Source organism: Duganella flavida, from assembly GCF_009857445.1.
Taxonomy (GTDB): Bacteria; Pseudomonadota; Gammaproteobacteria; order Burkholderiales; family Burkholderiaceae_D; genus Rugamonas; species Rugamonas flavida.
Genome location: NZ_WWCN01000002.1, coordinates 440,059 through 462,534, shown reverse-complemented (window position 1 = coordinate 462,534; position 22,476 = coordinate 440,059). Strand labels below are relative to the sequence as shown.

Sequence of the window (22,476 nt, the reverse complement as noted above, 5' to 3'; positions counted from 1 at the left end):
CTTTGCTCCTGATTAGATAATAGGTAATGCAACAAGCAATTATAGATTAAGCAATGACCAATTTGACTTTCGCCACCACGTTTTCTACCGTGAAGCCGAAGTGCTTGAACAGCACGCCTGCCGGAGCCGATTCACCGAAGGTATCGATGCCGACAACAGCGCCTTCCAGACCGACGTATTTGTACCAGAAATCGGTCACGCCAGCTTCGATTGCCACACGTGGCACGCCTTTGGTCAACACGCTGGCCTTGTAAGCGGCGTCTTGACGGTCAAATACATCAGTCGACGGCATCGACACCACGCGTGCCACAATGCCTTCAGCAGCCAGTGCCGAAGCAGCAGCTTGCGCCAGTTCGATTTCCGAACCGGTAGCGATCAGGGTCACTTTGGCGTCGGCTGCTTCGCGCAGCACGTAGCCGCCGCGGGCGATGTCAGCGATTTGCGCATCGGTACGCTCCTGGTACGGCAGGTTCTGGCGCGAGAAGATCAGGGTCGAAGGACCATCTTTGCGCTTGACTGCGGCACCCCATGCCACCATCGATTCGGTGGTGTCGCATGGACGCCAGTTGTCGAGGTTAGGGATCAGGCGCAGCGACGATACGTGCTCAACCGACTGGTGGGTCGGGCCGTCTTCGCCCAGGCCGATCGAGTCGTGGGTGAATACGAACAGCGAACGCTGCTTCATCAGTGCAGCCATACGCAGCGCGTTGCGGCTGTAATCGGCGAAGGTCAGGAAGGTAGCGCCGAACGGGATGTAGCCACCGTGCAGGGTCACGCCGTTCATGATCGCCGACATGCCGAACTCACGCACGCCGTAGTTGATGTGGTTGCCTGGCTGGCCGGAACGGACTGCAACGCACTCCTTCCAGTTGGTCAGGTTGGAACCGGTCAGGTCAGCCGAACCGCCCAGGAATTCTGGCAGCACTGGCGCCAGCGCCTGGATCGCGTTCTGGCTGGCTTTACGGGTGGCGATGTTTTCTTTCTTCTCGACGGTCGAGGCGATGCCTGCGGCCAGCGCAGCGTCAAACGCGCCTGGCAGTTCACCAGCCATGCGGCGGGTCAGTTCAGCAGCTTCGGTCGGGAACTTGGCGGTGTATTCAGCGAACTTGGCGTTCCAGTCGGCTTCCAGCTTGGCGCCCTTGGCTTTAGCGTCCCATGCTGCGTACACGTCAGCCGGGATGTCGAACGGGGCGTGTGGCCAGCCGATGTATTCGCGGACAGCAGCAACTTCCTTGTCGCCCAGCGCGGCGCCGTGCACCTTGTCGCCACCTTGCAGGTTAGGCGAGCCCTTGCCGATCACGGTTTTGCAGCAGATCAGGGTAGGCTTGTCAGCTTGTTTGGCAGCAGCAATGGCGGCGGCAACCACAGCCACGTCATGGCCGTCAACCGCGCGGATCACGTTCCAGCCGTAGGCTTCGAAACGGGCCGGGGTGTCGTCGGTGAACCAGCCTTCGACTTTACCGTCGATCGAGATACCGTTGTCATCGTACAGGGCGATCAGTTTTTTCAGGCCCAGGGTACCGGCCAGCGCGCATACTTCGTGCGAGATGCCTTCCATCAGGCAGCCGTCGCCCAGGAAAGCGTAGGTATAGTGGTCAACCACGTCCAGGCCCGGCTTGTTGAATTCGCTTGCCAGCAGCCATTCAGCCAGCGCCATGCCGACCGCGTTGGCGATACCCTGACCCAGTGGGCCGGTGGTGGTCTCCACGCCCGGGGTGTAGCCGACTTCCGGGTGGCCTGGGGTCTTGGAGTGCATCTGGCGGAAGGCCTTGATGTCATCCATCGACACGGCGTAGCCTGCCAGGTGCAGCAGCGCGTAGTGCAGCATCGAGCCATGGCCGTTCGACAGCAGGAAGCGGTCGCGGTTCACCCATGCCGGATTGGCTGGGTTGTGGCTGTAATGGCCGGCCCACAGGGCGACGGCGATTTCAGCCATGCCCATCGGCATACCTGGGTGGCCGGAATTGGCCTTCTGGACGGCGTCCATTGCCAGCGCGCGGATCGCGTTAGCCATTTGGGTGGTTGGGAGCGTAGAAGTCATCGTAGATATCACGGAAGTATGGAAACTGTGAGCAAGAGCGGCGCTTGCAGAGCCCATTATTTTACCAGACGATGACAGCCACCATTTAAAATTGCAGCTCTACTTACCCGGATACCACGTTTATGCCCCGCTTCTTTTGCCCCCAGCCCTTGGCCATCGGCCAGTTCGTCGCCTTGCCCGAGGCGGTCGCCCACCATGTCCAAGTGCTGCGCCTGGCGCCGGGCGACCTGATCACGCTGTTCAATGGCGAAGGCGGCGAATATACCGCCAGCCTGAGCGATATTGCCCGCCGCAGCGTCAGCGCCGAAATCAAGGCCCACACGCCGCGCGAGGTCGAGCTGCCCTTTGCCGTGACACTGGCGCAAGCCCTGCCCGAGGGCAGCAAGATGGACTGGATTATCGAAAAAGCCATCGAACTGGGGGTGTCCGGCTTCCAGCCGCTGGCGGCACAGCGCTGCGTGGTCAAGCTGTCGGCTGAGCGCGCGGAAAAGAAGCTGGAACACTGGCGCGGCATCATCGTCTCGGCGTCCGAGCAATGCGGCCGCAACCGGGTAGCCCAGCTGGCGCCGCCGCAAGACTATAAACACTGGATCACCCAGCAAGATATGCACCGCCGCATCATCCTGACGCCGCGCGCCGAGCAGTCGCTGGCCGACTGGTCGCGCCATCACGCAGCGCAGGCAGTAACCTTGGTGGTCGGCCCCGAGGGCGGCCTCAGCGAGCAAGAGGAAGACCTGGCGCTGCGCCACGGCGCCCTACCCCTGGCTATGGGCCCGCGCATCCTGCGTACCGAGACGGCAGCGCTGGCAGCAGTATCGATTTTGAGCGCGGCCTGGGGCGGCCTCTAATATAGAGCGCGCCAAAAAGAAAAATCCCGCCCGGCCTTGCGGCCGTGGCGGGATTTTTTATGCTGGCTTGAAGATTAGAACTTCAGGCTAGCACCGAAGGTGACATAACGACCCAGTGCGTCATACGCGTTAGGGAAGGTGTTACCACTGTCCATCGAAGTGGTCGACACGTTAGCACCGACGATAGGCGGCTTCTTGTTAGCAGCGTTGTTGACGCTGACGTTGAAGCGCAGGTTTTTGTTGAAGTTCCAAACACCCGACAGGTCCACATAGTTGTAAGCGCTGATGTGCGAGTACTGTGGCAGGAAGGTGCCCGAACCTGGTTCGACATCCACTGCGCTGACATAACGCCAGTTGTAGCCCACTGCGAACTCACCCACGTTCCAGGTGGTGCGCTGGTTGAACTTGCGCTTGTACACTGGAGCGGTCGAGTTGCTGATCGAAGCGCAAGCCACCGAGTAGTAGCCAACGCAATCACGGTTAACCGAGCTTGGCGTGCCTTGGAACAGGAAGGTCTGTACCTGGTTCAGGGCGAAGGCCAGGTCGAAGTTACCGTACTTCGGATCCAGGTTCAGCTGCTTAGCCTGCAGTTTGTAGTTCACGTTCAGATCGAAACCGCTGGTCGACTGGTTACCCGAGTTCGACAGTGGGGTGGCAACACCTTTCGAGTCGGCGCCGTTGAAAGTACCGTTGGCTGGGTTACGGCCAACCAGTGCGCAAGCGTCGTTAAACGTGAAGGACGGATTGTTTTTGTAGCAAGCGTCCAGAACGTCGGTGGTGCTCAGGCTCGACACTGCTTTGTCGATCTTGATCTTGTAGTAGTCCAGCGAGATCGCCAGCTTAGGCAGAGGCTCCCACACGAAACCGATGGTTTTGGTTTTCGCTTCCTCAGGGCCCAGCTTAGGATTGCCGCCGGTCAGGTTGTTGATCTGGCCCGACGATGGCACTGGTACCGAACCCAGTTCGCTGGTTGGCACGCCGGTCAGGCGGCACAGGTTCGACAGGGTGCCGGCCTTGTTGCCGTCAGCCTGGTTGACCAGGTTGCCTTGGCAAGGATCGACTGCCAGATTCGACAGACCAGTGGTCTGTGGCTGGAACAGTTCGTTCACGTTCGGTGCGCGGGTGGCTTTCTGCACGTTGCCGCGGAAACGCAGCGAGCGTACTGGCTCCCAGTCGCCGCCGATTTTCCAGCTGCCGTAGCTTTGCTTGGCGCCAGCGGTTTCGAACGAGGATTCACGGTAGCCGGCTTCTGCGTTCAGGGAGCGCACGAATGGCTTGTCCTTGATCAGCGGGATTTGCGCTTCAGCTGCGTATTCTTTCAGCGAGAAGGTACCAACGCGGTCCGGGGTCGGCGCGCCGGTGCCCAGCACTTCGCTCTGGATCTGCGAGGCAGCGTCCGACTGGGTGCCGGCGGTTACTTTACGTTGCTCGCCGCTGATTGCCATGGTGATCGGCAGGCCAGCCAGTGGGCTGACGAACTTGTTACCGAAGTCGCCCGAGAAGTTGATCGATGCTACGTCTTGCTTGACGTTTTGCAGCAGGATTGCGCTCGAGTTGATGAAGCCCAGCTGGGCCGGGGTGATGCTGCCGGCGGCGCCGAACACGTTCAACGGTACGCAGTTGTTGGCAGTGTTGATACAAGCGGTGGTGCTAACAGCGTTCAGCGCTTGTTGGACTTTCGACAGCGAACCCCAGTTCAGACGGGTCTGGATCTGGTCGGCGGTGCCGCGGCTCCACGACGCATCGTAGGTCCAGTCCAGGATCAGGTCGCCCTTGACGCCCAAGTTGTATTGCAGGGTTTTGTTGTCAAAGTTGTTGTAACGTGGGCCCAGTTCCACAAAGCGGCGGTTAACCGTCATCGGCACCAGGGTGGTGTTGCCGACGATGCAGCTCGCTGCTGGAATGCCGCGGCGATCGCAAATCTGTTGACGCGCTGCGTCTGGAATGAAGGCGTTACCGATAGGCACGTTGAAGACGTTGCCGAAGGTACCCGATTCTGCCAGGGTCGAGCTCACTTTGCTGGTGGTGTAGAACACTTCAGCATACACGTCAGCATTGTCGTTGATCTTGTAGTGCGCCAGCGAGGTCGCTTGGGTACGATCCAGGCCAGTGGCGTAGTAGTTCAGCGGGTTGGTGTTGTACTGCACCAGTGGGCTGACCAGCTTGCCACTGGATGGGTCGATCTGCCAGTTGCCTGCCAGGGTATCGGTACCGCCGGCGCCCTTGCTGATGGCGAAGCCGGAAGGAATGGTGGTGTTGGAGCCGGTAGGCTTGCCGGTCACCGAGCTCAGGCTGGTCTTGCCGTAGTCGCGTGCACCCTGGGTCACTGGATCCGAGGTGGTTTTGCCGATGCTCAGCACCACGTTGCCGCGGCCGTCATCGAGGTTGGCGCCCATGGTCAGGTCGGTGCGCTTGCGTTTGCCGTCGTGCTGGTCAGCGGTGCCGCCGTACGAGGTGGTAACGTCGATACCGGTGAAGTTTTTCTTCAGGTTGAAGTTGACCACACCCGCCACTGCGTCGGCGCCGTAGGCTACCGATGCACCACCGGTCAGCAGGTCAACGCGGCTCAGCAGGGCGATAGGAATCGAGTTGGTGTCGACGGTGCCGTTCAGGTTGAACGGTACCAGGCGGCGACCATTGATCATCACCAGGGTACGGTTAGGGCCAAGACCACGCAGGTCGATGGTTGCGCCGCCGGCGGAACCATTGTTGGTGCCTGGGCCGATTGCTGGCACAGCAGCTGGCAGGCCTTTGAAGAACTCTTCAACCGCAACAGGCTGGGACGATTTGATTTCCTCGGCGCTCACGGAGGAAATCGGGCTGGTCGAGGTGGTGCCTGGGGTGGTAATGCGGGTACCGGTCACTTGCACCGATTCGATTTTCTGCGGTGCGGCTTCCTGTGCAATGGCGTTATGCATCATTGCGGTCATGCCAACCAGCATCGAGCCGGCGAACACGCTGCGCAAGGTACGCGACATCATCTTCTCTTGAATCATTGTAAAACTCCCATTATTGAACTCTCCGGATGGAGAGGAACCCAACCCAGTAACACGCCGGTTTTTATTTAAAAACCCGGCATATATAAAAGGCCAGCCTGAAGGATTCTTTTAACCTGTGATATTGATATAGCCTCGGGACCGAATGGCCTCTGGGTGATTATCAGGGTGCTGAATCTCGCTTATTAACACCTGGCAAAATCGTGATTTGCAGGCGCATTGCATGAAACCATTGCCTTACTAAAACTGTCAACCGCGGACGAGCAATGTTTCATGAAAACAACGAAAGACAAGCCCTGAAACAATGCAAGTATTTTACGAGAAGATTTTTGCTGCACTGCGGAATTTTTCATTAAGCATTCACCAATTCAATATGTAACAATGCTTTTATTTGTGCAAAAATGCGTAAAAACGAATTAAATGTTGTTGATTTTTGCAAAATCGTGTGTTTGTATTACCACAGTGAAATTGAGTAAACATCAATATTTGTGCGATGCATCATTACCTGTGTGTCATTATGGGCACAAAAACACAGTTGTTCGCCTACTCTGGTCCGAAAACGTCCTTATAACAAAAGTTGCTTTTTGGTATGAATGTTGTTTTCTCACAACGCACGGTTTTAGTGCATTCCTGAATAATTTGGTGCATAAGCTTATGCGTTTTTCGTTTTATAAATTAATTTCTAATTTTATTTAACGACTATTTAAATATGAATTAATCCGCCGGCCCTGGCTTTTAATATGCCGCTGGTGCCCGCTAATATTCACCCGGGGCTGTTAGACCGGGGCCGTCCGCAAAGGGTAAAATAGCGCCTGCGGCCGCTTCCCGAGGGGGATGGCCGCGCCGCTCTCCGCTAGCTACGGAGCCCTGTCACCCGCTGGAAATCCACCATGTTGAGACTGAACGAACTCAAGCTTCCACTGAACCACACGGAAGCAGAACTGCCGGCCGCCATCCTCGCGCGCCTGGGCATTAACGCCGATGAACTGCTCGGCTTTACCATCTACAAACGCAGCTACGACGCCCGCAAGAAAACCGCCATCGTGCTGATCTACGCGATCGATATCGCACTGAAGAACGAAGCAGCCGTGCTGCAGCAGCACCATCACGACGCGCACATCATGCCGTCGCCGGACACCAGCTATAAATTCGTCGCCGACGGCGCGGCGATTGCCGCCCGCGCCGACTTCCAGCGCCCGGTGGTGATCGGCATCGGCCCGTGCGGCCTGCTGGCTGCCCTGATCCTGGCGCAGATGGGCTTGCGTCCGATCATCGTTGAACGCGGCAAGATCGTGCGCGAGCGCACCGTCGATACTTTCGGTTTCTGGCGCCAGCGCAAACTGAACCCGGAATCGAATGTGCAGTTTGGCGAAGGCGGCGCCGGCACCTTCTCGGACGGCAAGCTGTACAGCCAGATCAAGGACCCGAAACACTACGGCCGCAAGGTACTGACCGAGTTCGTCAAAGCTGGCGCGCCGGAAGAAATCATCTACGTCAGCAAGCCGCACATCGGCACTTTCCGTTTGGTGAAGATGGTGGAATCGATGCGCGAAAACATCGAGGCGCTGGGCGGCGAATACCGCTTCTCCAGCAAGGTGACCGACATCGAGATCGAGGAAACGGCCGACGGCCGCCAGGTGCGCGGCATCACGCTGGAGAGCGGCGAGCAGATCGCCACCAACCACGTGGTACTGGCCATCGGCCACAGCGCGCGCGACACCTTCGAAATGCTGTATGAACGCGGCGTCTACATCGAAGCCAAGCCGTTCTCGATCGGCTTCCGTGTCGAGCACCCGCAATCGCTGATCGACACCTGCCGCTTTGGTCCGAATGCCGGCCACCCTCTCCTCGGTGCGGCCGACTACAAGCTGGTGCACCACGCCTCCAATGGCCGCGCGGTGTACAGCTTCTGCATGTGCCCGGGCGGCACGGTGGTGGCGGCGGCGTCCGAACCGGGCCGCGTGGTCACCAACGGCATGAGCCAGTACTCGCGCAACGAGCGCAACGCCAACAGCGCGATCGTGGTCAGCATTTCGCCGGAAGTCGATTACCCGGGCCACCCGCTGGCTGGCATCGCCTTCCAGCGCGAGCTCGAAGAGAAAGCCTTCCACCTGGGCGGCGGCACCTACAACGCGCCGGGCCAGCTGATGGGCGACTTCGTGGCCGGCAAGGCTTCGACCGATTTCGGCGCGGTAGTGCCGTCGTACAAACCGGGCATCACACTGACCGATTTGGCGCAGATCCTGCCGGAGTATGCGGTGACCGCGCTGCGCGAAGCCTTCCCTGCTTTCGACAAGCAGATCAAGGGCTACTTCAAGCACGACGCCTTGCTGACCGGACTGGAGACGCGTACCTCATCGCCGATCCGCATCAAGCGCCGCGACGATACGCTGCAAAGCCTGAACACCAAGGGCTTGTTCCCGGCCGGCGAAGGCGCCGGTTACGCGGGCGGCATTTTGTCGGCAGGTGTTGACGGCATCAAAGTGGCGGAAGCCGTGGCGCTGTCGCTGGCGGCAGAAAAGGCCTAAGCCTTCGCATCCCGCACCGGCAGCCGCAGCTTGATGCGGCAGCCGTCTGCAGGCGCGGTGCTGGCCACCGCGACCTGCCCTCCCATCTGGTGCACAATCGTATAAACGATATGCATGCCCAGCCCTGAACCGCCCTGCCCGCGCTTGGTCGTGAAGAACGGCTCAAACAAACGCTCGCGCACTTCCGGCGTCAGGCCGACGCCATCGTCGCAAAACTCCACCAGCAGCCAGTAGACACCGCCTTCCAGCACCCTGCGCGCCGACAGCGTCACCTTGCCGGGACCGCCGCTTGGATAGGCGTGCTTGGCCGCGTTCATCAGCAGGTTGGACAGCACTTGCGACCAGCGCCCGGAGTCCAGCCGGGTGCGCAAATCCGCCGCGATATCGACCTCGACGCTAATGCCAACCTTGCGCAGCTCCGGCCCGTGCGCCGACACCACGCTCAGCGCGTGCTCACGCAAGGCCACTTCCGTCACATGCTCGCTGCCCTGGTCCACCGCCAGCTGCTTGAAGTTGCCGATCAAATCGGCAGCGCGCGCCAGGTTGCGCTCGATCAGCTGCGCGCCTTCGCGCAAGCGCTGCGCCGTGGTCTGCAATTCGGAGCGGCTGACACGCTCGCCGTTCACGCATTTGAGCATATCTTCGGCATAGCTGACCATGGTCGAAGCAGCCGTCACCGCCACCCCGATCGGCGTATTGACCTCGTGCGCCACGCCCGCCACCAGCGCACCCAGCGCCACCATTTTTTCCTGTTCGACCAGCGTTGCCTGCGCCGCCAGCAGCGCCTCGGTGCGGCGCTGGACCTTGGCCTCCAGCAGCTGCTCGCGGTCCTGGTGCTGCAGCTCGGCCGAGCCACGCGCGGTGAAGATCGACAGCAGCGATAGCGCCAGCAGGCGCTTGTCTTCGGAAATCGGCTTGGTGTCGATGGCCGACAGGATGCCCATGGTGCGCCCCTCGGTATCGACCATCGGCATGCCGATGTAGCTTTCGGCCTTCATGTCGACCAGCAGGGTGTCTTGCGGATAGTCGGCCTGGATGCCGCTGGCGTGGAAACACATGCACTGCTCGGTCACATCCTGGCACGGCGTGTGGCGCAGGCTGTACTCCATATTGGGCAGGTAATCCTGGTCGGCCCACACCGCCAGGGTACGGATGCCTTCGTCGCCGTCGTCGAGGGTGATGACGCGGCCGGCAATCACGTAGGTGACGTCCAGCGCCCGCGCCAGGTCGCGTACCAGGATGCGCAGAAAATCGTCGCCGCGCGCGCGCGCCGTCGAGTCGGTAATCGAGCGCAGCGCAACTTCGGCCAACGTCCTGCCGTCGGCCGCATCAAACAGCGGCGCCGCCTGTTTTTCCTCGCTCATAGCCTGGCTCCAGGTCGCTAAGTCTTGCCCATTGTATCGTTATTTTGCAACGTAAACATGGTTGAATATTTACGGTACAGCTAGCACGTTTACGCCATAATCGGTCGAAAATTTTGTATTTTTGTGTAAAAAACGCGATATTTTATGCAAAAACCGTAGGAAGTGTTGTTTATTTCAAAGTTGTTACAGACCGTGGATTGACCGTCCACGCCACCAAATGGTCTGATGGCCTCGCCGTGAATAATTTTATTTATAAATTATTCATAGTGTAAGTTCCAATAATAAAGTGCCAAGAAACACCCCCCAAGGAGTTGTCAATGATGATGGAAACTGTTTTGTCGCGTTCGCTGCGCGTGATGTTTGCGGGCAGCGCCGCTCTGATGCTGGCACAACCAGCATTCGCCCAAGATGCGCCTATCCAGCGCGTTGAAATTACCGGTTCGGCAATCAAGCGTATCGACGCTGAGACCGCCGTTCCTGTGACCGTAGTGAAAATGGCTGACCTGAAAAAGGAAGGCATCACCACGGTTGAGCAAGTACTGGCCAACCTGAGCGTCTCGCAGTCGCAGCAAGGTACCAGCCAGGTAGTTGGCTTAGGCACCGGCGGCGCTTCGTTCGCCAACCTGCGCGGCATCGGCGCCAACAAGACCCTGATCCTGCTGAACGGCCGTCGCCTCGCGAACAACGCCTTCGACAGCTCGGCGCCTGACCTGAACATGATCCCATTCGCCGCGCTGGAGCGCGTTGAAGTGCTGCGTGACGGCGCTTCCTCGCTGTACGGCTCGGATGCAGTGGGCGGCGTGATCAACTTCATCACCAAAAAAGATTACCAGGGCGGCACCGTCACCCTCGGCGCGGACAATCCGCAGCACGACGGCGGCTTCACCAACAACGCCAACATCGGCTACGGCTGGGGCGACCTGGACAAGAACGGCTTCAACATCTTCGCGATGGTGGACCACCAGGAACAGCACCGCATCGGCGGCACCCAGCGCGACTTCAACACCCGCTATCCGGGTGGCCTGTCGGGCTCGACCTTCCCGGCCAACTACTACCAGACCCAGTCGGCTAACCCAGCCGGTCCTGGCTGCACCACCGGTAGCCACCTGATCTCGGCTGGCGACGGCTCCTGCCTGATGACCACCTCCTCGTTCGTGGACTACATCCCGAAGAGCGAGCGCACCACCGGCCTGGTCAAGGGTACCTTCAAGATCAATGAAAACCACGAACTGGGCGTAGAGTTCCTGTCGACCCAGAGCAAGGTCCAGAGCGCAATCGCACCGGTGCCATACGGCGGCCTGTACATCAACCGCCTGCGTCCCGACGGCTCGCTGAACCCTTACTACCCAGGCAATGGCAGCACCCCGGCTGCTGTGACGCTGGACCCGACCTACATGGACACCGGCGGTGCCAACACCGCAGGGGTACAGCCAGGCTTCGTGCACGCCAAATGGCGCGACCTGCCGAACGGCTCGCGTGCTGACGAAAACATCAACAAGCAGCAGCGTCTGGTGGTTGAGCTGAAAGGCATCGTAGCAGGCTGGGATTACCAGACCGCCGTGTCCTACAACGAAAACAAAGTCACTGAAAACCTGTACGGTTACAGCGATGGCGGCATCATCACCAAAGGCGTGCTGGATGGCGTGATCAACGTGTTCGGCGACCAGAGCGCAGCCGGCACTGCCCTGCTGAACAGCGCTGCACTGAGCGGCAACATCATGAACGCCAAAGGCACCAGCAAGGGCGCCGACTTCAAGGCCAGCCGCGAAGTGGGTGACTGGCTGAACGCCGGCCACGAAGCTGCACTGGCGGTGGGCGCGCAATACGAACACCAGGAATTCCGCAGCGCGGCTAACGCCCCGTTCGCTGAAAAAGTGATCGCTTCGACCGGTATCGACCCAGCGACCCTGAACGCAGGCACCCGTAACGTGTCGGCCTTCTTCTCGGAACTGAACCTGCCAGTACTGAAGAACCTGGACCTGACCGCTGCCTTCCGTTACGACAAGTACAGCGATTTCGGCCACACCTTCAATCCGAAGTTTGCCTTCACCTTCCGTCCGGTGAAAGACGTGCTGCTGCGCGGTTCGTACTCGAAGGGCTTCCGTGCGCCTTCGCTGTATGAAATCAACGCCCAGAACACCTACACCAACTCCGGCAACACCCTGAACGATCCGGTCAACTGCCCAGGCGGCACCCCGATCCCAGGCAAGTCGGCTGCGGCAAACTGCAAACAGCAGTTCCAGGTGCTGAACGGTGGTAACGCCAACCTGAATCCAGAGCGCTCGAAAACCGGCTCCCTGGGCGTCGTTTGGGAACCGATCAACAACCTGTCGCTGGAAGCGACCTGGTGGTCGATCCGCATGACCCAGCAGATCTCGCACCTGCAGGACTTCGACGTGCTGACCGATCCAGCGACCTTCGCGTCGTACTACCACCGTAACGCTGCCGGCGACCTGGCAACCGACGGTTCGCAGTGCCCTAACCCAGTCACCTGCGGTTATATCGACCTGCGTAACCAGAACCTGGGCGACGTCAACACCAACGGTGTCGACCTGTCGGCAACCTACAAGCTGCGCACCAAGGACTTCGGTACCTTCACCTTCTCCGACAACGCCACCTGGGTACACAAGTACGAGTACCAGAACTTCATCGGCGACGTGATGCACCAGAACGTCGGTGTATTCTCGGGTAGCGGCGTGATCTTCCGCTGGCAGAACACCGCCAACCTGAACTGGACCCAAGGCAAGTTCGGTGCCGGCCTGACCGCGCACTACAAGACGGGCTACCAGGATCAACCGGTTGAAGATCATCCAGACCACCGCGTAGCGTCGTATAGCACCTTCGACGGCTATGCTTCGTGGGAAGCGATCAAGAGCCTGACCCTGACCGCTGGCGTGCGTAACCTGTTCGACAAAGAACCACCACTGTCGTACCAGGCAACCACCTTCCAGGCCGGTTACGATCCACGTTACACCGACCCAGTTGGCCGTACCTTGTACGTACGCGCTACCTACAACTTCTAACTTGAAGTTGCTATAAAAATCCCGGCTTCGGCCGGGATTTTTTTTATAACCAGCCGGCTTTCTTGAAGCGCCGATGCAGGTAAAAACACACGCCGACCATCACTACAATCGCCATCGGATAGCCATACTTCCAGTCCAGCTCCGGCATGTATTTGAAATTCATGCCCCACAGCCCGGCGAACGCCGTCACGATCGCAAAGATCGCCGCCCATGCCGCCAGCCGTTTATTCACTTCGCTTTCCTCAATCGCCACCATCGACAGGTTGACCTGGATCGCCGTCGCGATGGTGTCGCGAATGCCGTCCAGCGACGTGCTGATGCGGTGCAGGTGATCGTGCACATCGCGGAAGTATTCCTGCGTTTCCAGACACATCGACGGCACACGGCCGCCGTGCAAACGCCCCACCGCCTCCATCAGCGGCGCGACCACGTGGCGCACCACCGTCACCTTGCCCTTCAACTCATACAGGCGCTGGATGTTGTCGCGCTGCTGGCCTTGCGTGAAGATCAGCTCCTCGATTTTTTCCAGCTCCGTCTCCAGCATATCGAGCACCGGGAAGTAGCGGTCCACCACCGCATCCATCAACGCGTACAGCACAAAGGCCGGGCCGAGGCGCAGCATGTGCGGCTCGCGTTCGGCCCGCGCACGCACGCCGAGGAAGCCTTGCTGCGCCTCGCCATGGCGTGACGACAGCACATAATTCTGGCCGACGAAAATATCGACCTCGCCCACCGCCACTTCGCCGCCGCGGCATTCGATGGTCTTCACCACCACGAACAGCGAGTCGCCATATTCCTCGATCTTGGGGCGCTGGTGGCCGCGCCGGGCATCTTCCACCGCCAGTTCGTGCAGGCCGAATTCTTCCTGCATCTGGGTCAGTTCCTCCGGCTGGGCGTCGCGCAGAGCGACCCAGACAAAGGTCTCCGGCTTCTCGACATAGTCGCTAATGTCTTCCACCGGAATGTCGGCCAGTTTTTTACCATCCTGATAGGCCACGCAATTAATCAGCATACGTCTTCCATAAAAAAAAGCCCTTGGCTTCGTCAGCCAAGAGCTTACCTCAAACCACTGCTGCGCTAGATTACGCTGGCGTTAAATAGCGCACGCCCGGCTTGTTGCGCGACAGGTTGCCGGCCAGCGCGTGGCGTGCCTGCTCCATGTTGTTGAAATCGTTCAGGTCCGGCAACGACGGCACGGTCACCAGCTCCCGCTGGTCGAAGCCGGCCAGCGCGGCGTCCACCAGGTCTTCCGGCGTCATCACCCACTCCGCTGGCAGGTTCTCGACCGCGTGGCCGGCACGGTCCCAGAACGGCGTGGCGATCGCGCCCGGCAGCACAGCTTGCACCTGCACGCCTTTGCCACCCAGTTCGTGATGCAGCGATTGGCTCAGCGCCAGCACATACGCCTTGCTACCGCCGTACACGCCGTTCAGCAGCTCCGGCTTGAGCGCCACAATCGACGAGATGTTGATGATCGCTCCTTCGCCGCGCGCCACCAGGCCCGGCGCGGCGGCGCGGGTCAAGCGTGTCAACGCGGTGACGTTCACGTTGACCATGGTATCGAGTTCTTCCGGTGTCGAATCGATCAGTGATTTGACGGCGCCGAGGCCGGCGTTATTCACCAGCATGGTGATGCTGCTGTCGCTGGCCAACCGCTGTTCGACACGGCGCAAGTCGGCGCTCACGCCAAGATCGGCGGCGATGGTGTCGACCTTGCGGCCGGTCGCGCCCTCCAATTGAGCCGCCAGTGCGGACAGCTTGGCAGCGTCGCGCGCCACCAGGATCAGGTCGTAACCACGGCGGGCCAGACGGTCGGCATAGACAGCGCCTATGCCCGAGGAAGCGCCGGTAATCAGTGCGGTTTTCATGATGTTTGTTCCTTTTCGATGGAGTTGACAAGCCCAGTGTAGCGGCGCACACTAAGGCCCATGTGACGTAGATACCTCAATTTGGGCCATCATGAAAAAATCCATCGGTTTGATGCTGTTCCCCGGTTTCCAGATCGTCGACCTGGCGGCAGTGACGGTGTTCGAAGTGGCCAACGCCATGCCGGGCGGGCCGTACTACGAACTGCAGATGCTGTCCGAGCACGGCGGCCCGGTGTTGAGTTCGGCCGGCGTACCGGTGGTGACGCAGCGTTTCGGCGCACCGGGCTTTGACACCATCATGGTGGCGGGCGCCATGGAAGTGATGCCGTCGACTCCGGCCTTCGTGGCGTTTTTGCGCGAGGCCAGCCAGGCTTCGCGGCGCACCGCCAGCATCTGCACCGGCGCATTCCAGCTGGCTGAAGCGGGATTGCTGGAAGGCCGCCGCGTCACCACGCACTGGGCACTGGCGCGCGAACTGCAACGCCAGCATCCGCGCACCCGCGTGGAAGAAGACCGCATTTTTATTGAGGATGACCGCGTATGGAGTTCGGCCGGCATGACCGCCTGCATCGACCTCGCGCTTGCGCTGGTGGAAGCGGACCACGGCGCCGAACTGGCGCGTGCGGTGGCGCGCAAGATGGTGGTGTATCACCGGCGCACCGGCGGGCAGTCGCAGTTCTCGGCACTGCTGGAACTGGAGCCGAAGTCGGACCGCATCCAGACTGCGCTGACCTACGCCAAGCGCAACCTGCGCAAGCCATTATCGGTGGACGAACTGGCCGACGCTGCACATCTAAGCCGCCGCCAGTTCACGCGCACATTCAGATTGGAGACCGGACAATCGCCAGCCAAGGCAATCGAAACGCTGCGGGTAGAAGCTGCAAAGGTGATGATCGAAGACGGCAACCACGCCATCGACGTGGTTGCCCGAGAGGTGGGATTCGACGATCCCGAACGCATGCGCCGCGCCTTCATCCGCGCCTACGGCGTGCCGCCGCAAGCAATCAAGCGCGCCGCAAGAACAAGCGCTTAATCGTCCTTGGCGCCGTCGATGCCGAGTTCGGCGATCTTGCGGGTGATGGTGTTACGGCCGATGCCCAGGCGAACTGCCGCATCGTTCTTGCGCCCGTGCGTGTGCTTGAGCGCGGTACGGATCAGCGCCGATTCAAACTGCCGGCCCAGCACCGCCATCACTTCCTGCTGACCACCACTGAGCATGCTGGCAGCCTGCGATTCCAGCAAGCCCAGCCACGCATCCGGCGAACCGGCCAGCGCGCCAGCGTCGGCCGCCGCGACCGCAGTCACCGTGCCGTGATGCGCCTGCGCGCTGTAGCTATCGGCCAACGCTGCCGGTGCTGGCGCAACCGCACCACCACCACCACCACCAGCCTGCTCCTGCGACAGCTCCAGCGGCAGATCCTTGATCTCCACCGTCTGCCCCGGCGCCATCACCGTGATCCAGTTGCACAGGTTTTCCAGCTGGCGCACATTGCCCGGCAGTTCGAGGCTGCACAGGAACTGCATTGACGCATCACTCATGCGCTTGGCTTCCACGCCCAGTTGCTTGGCACTCTGCACCAGGAAGTGACGCACCAAAAGAGGGATATCTTCACGACGCTCCCTCAAACTGGGCAGGCGCAGGCGAATCACATTCAAGCGGTGGAACAAGTCTTCGCGGAACAAGCCTTCACGCACGCGCTGCTCCAGATTTTGGTGCGTCGCCGTAATCACGCGCACGTTGGCCTTCAGCGGCTGGTGACCACCAACACGGTAGAAGTGCCCGTCTGACAGCACGCGCAGCAAGCGGGTCTGCAAGTCGAACGGCATGTCGCCGATCTCATCGAGGAACAGCGTGCCGCCTTCGGCCTGCTCAAAGCGGCCACGGCGCGTCGTCTGCGCGCCAGTGAAAGCGCCGCGTTCATGGCCGAACAGTTCGGACTCCAGCAAGTCTTTGGGAATTGCCGCCGTATTCAGCGCGATGAACGGTTGCGAGGCACGCGGCGAGTGCTTGTGCAGCGCGCGCGCCACCAGCTCTTTACCGGAGCCGGATTCACCAGTGATCAACACCGTCACATTCGATTGCGACAAGCGGCCAATCGCGCGGAAGACTTCCTGCATGGCCGGCGCCTGGCCGAGGATTTCCGGCGTTTCCGTCGGCCCCGATTCGACACTGGTTTCACGCAAGCTTTCGTCGAGTGCGCGGCGGATCAGCTCCACTGCCTTGTCGATATCGAAGGGCTTGGCCAGGTATTCAAACGCGCCGCCCTGGAATGCCGCGACAGCGGAATCCAGGTCAGAGAAGGCGGTGATGATGATGACCGGCAGCCCAGGCAGGCGCGACTTCACCAGCTGCAGCAGGTCGAGGCCGGAATCGCCCGGCATGCGGATGTCGGACACCAGCACTTGCGGCGTCTCGTACTCCAATGCGGCAATCGCGTCGCGCGCATTGGCAAAACTCTTCGTCGCCAGGTTTTCCCTGGCTAATGCTTTTTCCAGTACCCAGCGGATCGATTCGTCGTCGTCTACTATCCAGATTGGCTTCATTGTTTATGTGCATTCCTATGGCAACGGCAACAGGATACGGAAATCCGTAAATCCAGGCCGGCTCTCGCACTCGATCACACCCATGTGCTGTTGCACGAAGGTCTGTGCCAAGGTCAAGCCAAGGCCACTGCCGCCCTCCCTGCCTGAGACTAATGGGTAGAAGATACGGTCGCGGATCTGGGGTGCGATACCCGGTCCATTGTCAATGATATGCAAGTCTAATGCCAGCCCGTAGCGGACCTTGGCCAGCGTGACCTGACGCGCCACGCGCGTCTTCAAAACGATCTGCGCTTCACCCGCTTCAATCTGCGCCGATAGTGCTTGCGCGGCGTTGTGCGCGATGTTGAGCACGGTCTGGATCAGCTGTTCTTTATCGCCGCGGAACTCGGGAATCGAGGCATCGTAATCGCGCAGGATGGTCAGGCCCGACGGGAACTCGGCCAGCATCAGGCTGCGCACGCGCTCCAGCACTTCGTGGATGTTGACGTCGCCAACGATGTGCGGCCGTCGATGCGGCGCCAGCAGGCGATCCACCAGGGTTTGCAAGCGGTCCGCTTCCTTGATGATGACTTGTGTGTACTCGCGCAGCTGCACCGCGTGCAGCGCCGGCAGCTCCATCTCCAGCAGCTGCGCCGCGCCGCGAATGCCGCCCAGCGGGTTCTTGATTTCGTGCGCGAGGTTGCGGATCAGTTCCTTGTTGACCTGGCTCTGGTCGAGGATGCGCTCCTCGCGGTCCAGCTTGAGATGCTGCTGGTTTTCACGCAGCTCGATCAGCACGCCGCCCACGGGATCTTCCAGCGCCGAGACAATGCTGTGCACATGCAGCGGATCGCGACCGACGCGTTCCAGCGTCAAGTCCTGGCGCAAGTCGGAGAATTTGTGTTCACGCGCTTGCGCGCAGATGTTGTCCAGTTCCTCGGGATTGAGGAACTGTGCGCTCAGCGTCTGGCGCGACAGCGCCTTCAGCGAGCTTTCCAGCAGGTTCTCGGCAGCCGCGTTGGCATAGGCGATCTGGCCCTGTGCATCCAGCACCACCACGGCCGAGGCCAGCAGCTCCAGCCCGGCCAGTGACGGCGGGCGGTGGATGGCGGCGGCCGCACGGGCCGCAATATTACTGACTATACTCATGGCAAACTCGTCATCGGATATTCGCGATCTCACGTTTTAAAGCATCGATGTTTTTTTCCGAGCGGCTGATGCTATCGCGCATGGAGGCCACCCGTTCCTGGTACTTCGCGTAATTGCGCTCGTCGCCGCGCCGCTCCGGCTCACCGTTGTTGAACTCGCGGCGCAGGTCGGCCAGCTTTTGCATTTCGGTCTTCAGCTCCTCTTCAAGGATGCCGCGCCGGTCGGCGTCGCGCGCGCGCTGTTCGGCACTGTCGACGCGCGGGAAGGCGCCAGGCACCGTGACCGGCTGCGCATTGCGCGGCGATGGCGCCACATGGCGCAGCGGTGCCGGCACCGTCACGCCGGGCAGGTCCATCAGCTTGCAATAGCTGCCCCGATTAATGTCGGTGAATTCCACGCTGCCGCCGGGCGGCTGGCACTTGTAAATCTGCCCATGTGCTGCGCCGGAGGCGAGCAGCGCCAACAGCACACTCAATTTGAAGCTATTTGTCATTCGTAATCCGTGGGTGGAAGCATCCATCCCGAATATACAACATCCAAAGAAAAACGCGGGGAAAGCACTGCTCGCCCCGCGTTCTTTGCTACATCACCAAACTAGCGGTGATTACAGCGAGTAGTACATGTCGAACTCAGCTGGGTGAGTGGTCATGCGCATACGTTGTACGTCTTGCATTTTCAGTTCGATGTAAGCATCGATCATCGAATCGCTGAACACACCACCACGGGTCAGGAACTCGCGGTCTTTGTTCAGGTTGTCCAGCGCTTCTTCCAGCGATGCGCAGACGGTAGGGATCAGTGCATCTTCTTCTGGTGGCAGGTGGTACAGATCTTTCGATGCTGCTTCGCCTGGGTGGATCTTGTTCTGGATACCGTCCAGACCAGCCATCAGCAGCGCCGAGAAGCACAGGTAGACGTTGGCCAGTGGATCTGGGAAGCGGGTTTCGATACGGCGGCCTTTTGGATTGGCCACGTGTGGAATACGGATCGACGCCGAACGGTTTTTCGCCGAGTACGCCAGTTTCACTGGCGCTTCGTAGCCTGGTACCAGACGCTTGTACGAGTTGGTGCCTGGGTTGGTGATCGCGTTCAGTGCTTTAGCGTGCTTGATGATGCCGCCGATGTAGTACAGCGCGTCATCCGACAGGCCTGCATAGCCGTCGCCAGCGAACAGGTTTTTGCCGTCTTTCCAGATCGACTGGTGCACGTGCATGCCCGAACCGTTGTCGCCAACGATAGGTTTTGGCATGAAGGTCGCGGTTTTGCCGTAGCTGTGGGCCACGTTCCACACCACGTATTTCAGGTTCTGGGTCCAGTCAGCACGCTCAACCAGGGTCGAGAACTTGGTGCCGATTTCGTTCTGGCCAGCGCCAGCCACTTCGTGGTGGTGCACTTCAACCGGGATGCCCAGCGATTCCAGGATCAGGCACATTTCCGAACGCATGTCCTGGAAGCTGTCCACTGGTGGCACTGGGAAGTAGCCGCCTTTGACGGTTGGACGGTGGCCGCTGTTGCCGCCTTCGATTTCTTTGTCGGTCGACCACGATGCTTCATCGGAGTCCACTTTCACGAAGCAGCCCGACATGTCGATCTTCCAGCGGACGCTGTCGAAGATGAAGAATTCTGGTTCTGGGCCGAAGTAGGCGGTATCGCCGATGCCCGAAGCTTTCAGGTAGGCTTCAGCGCGCTTGGCGATGGAGCGTGGGTCGCGGTCGTAGCCCTTGCCGTCTGCAGGCTCGATCACGTCGCACTGCATGAACAGGGTGGTTTCTTCCATGAACGGATCGATGCGCGCGGTGTTAGGATCCGGCAGCAAAATCATGTCCGATGCTTCAATACCTTTCCAGCCGGCGATCGAGGAACCGTCGAATGCGTGACCCGATTCGAACTTGTCGATGTCGAAAGCCGACACAGGCACGGTCACGTGCTGTTCTTTACCACGGGTATCAGCGAAACGGAAATCAACGAATTTAACTTCGTTTTCCTGGACCATTTTCAGAACTTCTGCGGCTGTAATTGCCATGCGTATCTCCTAAAGGGAATATGTGGAACTCGTGAGGCCTAAATAAGCAGTATCCGTGCCAGCCCAAAGTGTCGTTACTGCGGATCAATCGAGCACCTTATTGGTGCATTTCCCATATTTTGCACCTTATGAGTGCATCGTGAGAATTTTTCTGAAAAGCGCATGGTTTTGGTGCATCACGGTGGCGGGCCCGCACGAACGCCATATAATAAACTTAAACTTATAACCGGAACACCTTATGAGCAAAATAGATGAGATCCTCGCCCTCGCCCGCAGCCGCCGCAAGGACTGGGCCTATGAAGGTGCAGTGACCCCGGCCGAGGCCTGGGAGTTGCTGGGTCTGGAAAACGCAGTCAAGCTGGTCGATGTGCGCACCAATGCCGAGCGCGACTGGGTGGGCCGGGTCGCCATTCCGGAGGCCCAACATAGTGCGGTGCAGTGGAATGTGTATCCGGGCGGCGTCGCCAACCACGAATTTATCGAGCAATTGAACTCGGTAGCCAGAAAGGACCAGGTGATTTTATTCCTGTGCCGCTCCGGCGTGCGCTCGCGTGGTGCAGCCACGCTGGCCAGCGAGCATGGCTACCAGCACTGCTTCGACATCCTCGAAGGCTTCGAGGGCGACAAGGACGACCACGGCCACCGCAAGAACATCAACGGCTGGTGCCACGCCAACCTGCCGTGGATCGGCGCCTAAGTTCCTTAAGCGGCCGCCTCGTCCATCAGGAACATAATCCGCTTGCGCACGAACTGGATGTGACTGCGCAAGCCATACAGGCCGTCGGCAAACGATAGCGGGATCGAGACCTGGTTGACCAGCTCCTCGATCTCGTTGAGACGCTTGAGCTGTTCCTGGTACACCTGCATGCGCGTCGCTTCCGGCGCCTCCTCCACCTTCTGCTCCACCGCCCGCAACTGGCCGTACCAGCGGTACACGCGCGAGCGGATGCGCCACACGTACAGCGGCGGGATCACCTTTGACAGCGGCAGGATCAGTGCGCCCAGCGCCACCACCAGCACCCACATGCGGTCAAAGAAGTTGGCCAGCCAGAAGGTCATGTAGCGCTGCAGGAATGGCGGGCCGCTCTTGTAAAACTTGGCCGCTTCCGGATCGACTGGAATCTCGGTGTACTTGGCCGACGGGAACTGGCCCTGCTGCTGGAACCAGCCGGCGCCGCTGTGAATGGACGCCGCCGCTTGCACGAACAAATCCTCCAGTGCGGGATGCAGGTCTTCGCGGCCGACCAGCGTGGCGGTAGGCGCGATCAGATTGTAGTCTTCGGCCGGCAGGTTACGGCCGAGATCGACAATCCCCTGTGGCAGCGTCACGTGGGTCAGGAATGGCAGCTTGCGCGAGTAGGCTTCGGCCTGGTTGAAGTCGATCAGTTTGATGCCGGGCGTTTGCAGCAGCATCTGGATCAACGGCGCTTCCGGTGCCGAGGTGAACACCAGACCATCGATGCGGCCTTCCAGCAATTCCACCGTGGCCGGCGTGTTGGCCAGCGACAGGCGCTCGACCTCTTCCTTCTCGACGCCATTCAGTTCGAGGATCTGGCGGAACAGGCGCGCCGAGCCGGCGCCTTTCGGGCCGTAGTTGATTTTCTTGCCGCGCAGGTCGGTCAGCTTGGTGATGGGCGGCTTGCCCTTTTGCTCGCGCACGAACAGCCACAGCGGCTCAACGAACAGGCTGCCGAGCGAGGACAAGCCCTCGCGCTCGGCCGCTTCTTCGTTGGTGGAGCCGCTCTGGACGAAGGCGATGTCGACCTTGCCGTCGCGGAGGTTTTTCAGGTTTTCGCTGGAACCGGCGGACGGCACCATCGTCACCTTGACGCCGTGCTTGGCCAGGGCGGCGGCGTACTTCTTGCCGAATTCTTCGTAGGCGGAGTTTTCCTGGCCAGTGCCGAGCCGCACCGAGCGCGGTGGGGCCGGGTCCACCAGCCAGTAGGCCAGCAGGCAGACGCCGACAATCAGCAGCACGGTAGGGGCTGCGGCGACAAGCAGGTCGCGCAGGGAGAACTGCGTGAACTTGAGGATCTTGGACATGTGATGGCGCATAGGTTTCATGGGCTCACACCTTGCCAAGAAATCAGCAATTACGCAAGCTTGCTAGCACAAC

Annotated in this window: 15 protein-coding genes; 5 read left to right on the top strand and 10 right to left on the bottom strand. The window is 60.1% G+C overall.

What is annotated here, in order from left to right:
* Window positions 1-46: 46 nt before the first annotated feature.
* Window positions 47-2,041, bottom strand: a complete 1,995-nt coding sequence (tkt, locus tag GTP46_RS04400; RefSeq protein ID WP_161005394.1) for a transketolase — start codon at window positions 2,039-2,041, stop codon at window positions 47-49.
* Window positions 2,042-2,163: 122 nt separating this feature from the next.
* On the opposite strand from tkt, the gene GTP46_RS04395 reads away from it, so the two are divergent.
* Window positions 2,164-2,889 (top strand): 16S rRNA (uracil(1498)-N(3))-methyltransferase, encoded by a 726-nt coding sequence (locus GTP46_RS04395; RefSeq protein ID WP_161005393.1) that lies wholly within the window; start codon window positions 2,164-2,166, stop codon window positions 2,887-2,889.
* 74 nt (window positions 2,890-2,963) lie between these two features.
* Here GTP46_RS04395 and GTP46_RS04390 read toward each other — a convergent pair whose 3' ends face one another.
* The gene (locus tag GTP46_RS04390) at window positions 2,964-5,885 is read right to left on the bottom strand and encodes a TonB-dependent receptor domain-containing protein (protein ID WP_161005392.1); all 2,922 of its coding nucleotides are present in this window, start codon (window positions 5,883-5,885) and stop codon (window positions 2,964-2,966) included.
* A gap of 890 nt (window positions 5,886-6,775) precedes the next feature.
* Here GTP46_RS04390 and GTP46_RS04385 point away from each other — a divergent pair.
* A complete protein-coding gene (locus GTP46_RS04385; protein WP_161005391.1) occupies window positions 6,776-8,413 on the top strand; it encodes an NAD(P)/FAD-dependent oxidoreductase in 1,638 nt (545 codons plus the stop codon).
* Here GTP46_RS04385 and GTP46_RS04380 read toward each other — a convergent pair.
* A complete protein-coding gene (locus tag GTP46_RS04380; protein ID WP_161005390.1) occupies window positions 8,410-9,777 on the bottom strand; it encodes a sensor histidine kinase in 1,368 nt (455 codons plus the stop codon). The genes GTP46_RS04385 and GTP46_RS04380 overlap by 4 nt on opposite strands.
* A gap of 317 nt (window positions 9,778-10,094) precedes the next feature.
* Here GTP46_RS04380 and GTP46_RS04375 point away from each other — a divergent pair, with 317 nt between their 5' ends.
* Window positions 10,095-12,800 (top strand): TonB-dependent receptor, encoded by a 2,706-nt coding sequence (locus GTP46_RS04375; protein WP_161005389.1) that lies wholly within the window; start codon window positions 10,095-10,097, stop codon window positions 12,798-12,800.
* 43 nt (window positions 12,801-12,843) lie between these two features.
* On the opposite strand, the gene corA is transcribed toward GTP46_RS04375, so the two are convergent.
* Window positions 12,844-13,812, bottom strand: a complete 969-nt coding sequence (corA, locus tag GTP46_RS04370; protein ID WP_161005388.1) for a magnesium/cobalt transporter CorA — start codon at window positions 13,810-13,812, stop codon at window positions 12,844-12,846.
* 70 nt (window positions 13,813-13,882) lie between these two features.
* Window positions 13,883-14,668: an SDR family NAD(P)-dependent oxidoreductase gene (locus GTP46_RS04365; protein ID WP_161005387.1), complete on the bottom strand. Its 786-nt coding sequence runs from the start codon at window positions 14,666-14,668 to the stop codon at window positions 13,883-13,885.
* A gap of 91 nt (window positions 14,669-14,759) precedes the next feature.
* Here GTP46_RS04365 and GTP46_RS04360 point away from each other — a divergent pair, with 91 nt between their 5' ends.
* Window positions 14,760-15,701 (top strand): GlxA family transcriptional regulator, encoded by a 942-nt coding sequence (locus GTP46_RS04360; protein WP_161005386.1) that lies wholly within the window; start codon window positions 14,760-14,762, stop codon window positions 15,699-15,701.
* On the opposite strand, the gene ntrC is transcribed toward GTP46_RS04360, so the two are convergent.
* The 4 genes from ntrC to glnA form a co-directional block, all read right to left on the bottom strand.
* Complete coding sequence (ntrC, locus tag GTP46_RS04355) at window positions 15,698-17,212, bottom strand: nitrogen regulation protein NR(I) (RefSeq protein ID WP_161005385.1); 1,515 nt, start codon at window positions 17,210-17,212, stop codon at window positions 15,698-15,700. The two genes, GTP46_RS04360 and ntrC, sit on opposite strands and share 4 nt — an antisense overlap.
* A gap of 15 nt (window positions 17,213-17,227) precedes the next feature.
* Window positions 17,228-18,340: a nitrogen regulation protein NR(II) gene (glnL, locus tag GTP46_RS04350; protein ID WP_161005384.1), complete on the bottom strand. Its 1,113-nt coding sequence runs from the start codon at window positions 18,338-18,340 to the stop codon at window positions 17,228-17,230.
* A gap of 10 nt (window positions 18,341-18,350) precedes the next feature.
* Window positions 18,351-18,833, bottom strand: a complete 483-nt coding sequence (locus GTP46_RS04345; protein WP_161005383.1) for a DUF4124 domain-containing protein — start codon at window positions 18,831-18,833, stop codon at window positions 18,351-18,353.
* Window positions 18,834-18,944: 111 nt separating this feature from the next.
* Entirely contained in the window at window positions 18,945-20,360 is a 1,416-nt protein-coding gene (gene glnA, locus GTP46_RS04340; RefSeq protein WP_161005382.1) for a type I glutamate--ammonia ligase, read from the bottom strand.
* Window positions 20,361-20,598: 238 nt separating this feature from the next.
* Between glnA and GTP46_RS04335 the strand changes: the two genes are divergently transcribed.
* On the top strand, window positions 20,599-21,057 hold the full coding sequence (locus GTP46_RS04335; protein WP_161005381.1) for a rhodanese-like domain-containing protein: 459 nt from the start codon (window positions 20,599-20,601) through the stop codon (window positions 21,055-21,057).
* A 5-nt stretch (window positions 21,058-21,062) separates the two neighbouring features.
* Here the strand turns inward: GTP46_RS04335 and GTP46_RS04330 are convergent, their stop codons facing one another.
* The gene (locus GTP46_RS04330) at window positions 21,063-22,403 is read right to left on the bottom strand and encodes a TAXI family TRAP transporter solute-binding subunit (RefSeq protein WP_161005453.1); all 1,341 of its coding nucleotides are present in this window, start codon (window positions 22,401-22,403) and stop codon (window positions 21,063-21,065) included.
* Window positions 22,404-22,476: the final 73 nt, after the last annotated feature.